This is a genomic window from Streptomyces sp. SID14436 (assembly GCF_010548465.1).
In the GTDB taxonomy this organism is placed as follows: Bacteria; Actinomycetota; Actinomycetes; order Streptomycetales; family Streptomycetaceae; genus Streptomyces.
In genome coordinates this window covers 1-946 of record NZ_JAAGMD010000334.1, presented here as the reverse complement: position 1 = coordinate 946, position 946 = coordinate 1, and the positions used below count along the sequence as shown (strand labels likewise).

Genomic DNA, 946 nt, shown 5'->3' with positions numbered 1-946 from the left:
GCCGCACGTGTGGGGCGCCGGCCCCCCGCCGCGCGACCGCGGTCGCCGCCGGGTGCCGCTGTTCGTGCCGTTCGCCACGGCGACCGCCGCGGCGGCGCTGGTCGTCGCCTCGCTGTTCGCCGTCCAGGCGAACCGCACCCAGGACGAACTGGCCGCGGAACGCGACCGGTCACGTGAGATCGCCCACGTCCTGTCGGCTCCGGACGCGCGCGTGGGCAGCGGACGCGACGCGGACGGCGGCACGATCGGAGTGATCGCCTCCGCATCGACGGCGAGCGCGGTCGTCACCCTCGGCGGCTACGACGACCCGCCGAACGGACGTGTGCGTCAGCTCTGGCTCATGCGCCCCGGCGCACCACCGCGCTCGCTGGGCCTCTTCGAAGGCGACACGCCCCTGGTCGCCTCCGATCTGGAGACCTCCGCGACGTCACTCGCCGTAACCGTCGAACCGGACGGAGGCTCTCCGCAACCCACTGCGCAGCCCATCGTCCAACTCGCCCTGAAAACGGTCGGATTCGGAGAGTAATCGCCGAGTGTTCGTCAACCCCCTTGCGGGGAAGGTGAATCCCGTGGGCGCGATACACGTGTGCCGGTACGGGGCGATAGGGTTACCCTGCCCGGGCCGGGTGGACTCGTACGGGTGGGGAGTGACATGGAACAGATAACAGTGCGCAGCAGGGCCAGGGTCCCTGCGATCACCTGCGGGAGCAGCGCGACCAGTTCGCGCCTCGACCGCCATCTCGCGGTGCTGTCGGGACCGGCGGTCCCCCAGCGGGAGACGGCCGAGGCGACGTCACTGATGCGTGAGCTCACCGCGCGTGACCCCGCGCACGACCGCGGTGCCCGCGGTGTCCGGGCCCGCACCAGCCGCGTCTCGCTCTTCGCGCCGCTGCGCCGGCTGCGCCGCACGCTCTTCGGCGGCCGTTAGGCCCCGCGCGCCCGGGCG

General features: G+C 72.9%; 2 protein-coding genes. Both read left to right on the top strand.

Annotated features, from left to right (window positions below; translation table 11 throughout):
- On the top strand, positions 1-526 hold a 526-nt coding region (locus G3I53_RS11950), incomplete at its 5' end, for an anti-sigma factor (RefSeq protein WP_164438321.1).
- Between the two features lie 126 nt (positions 527-652).
- A complete protein-coding gene (locus G3I53_RS11945; RefSeq protein ID WP_164332602.1) occupies positions 653-928 on the top strand; it encodes a hypothetical protein in 276 nt (91 codons plus the stop codon).
- Positions 929-946: the final 18 nt, after the last annotated feature.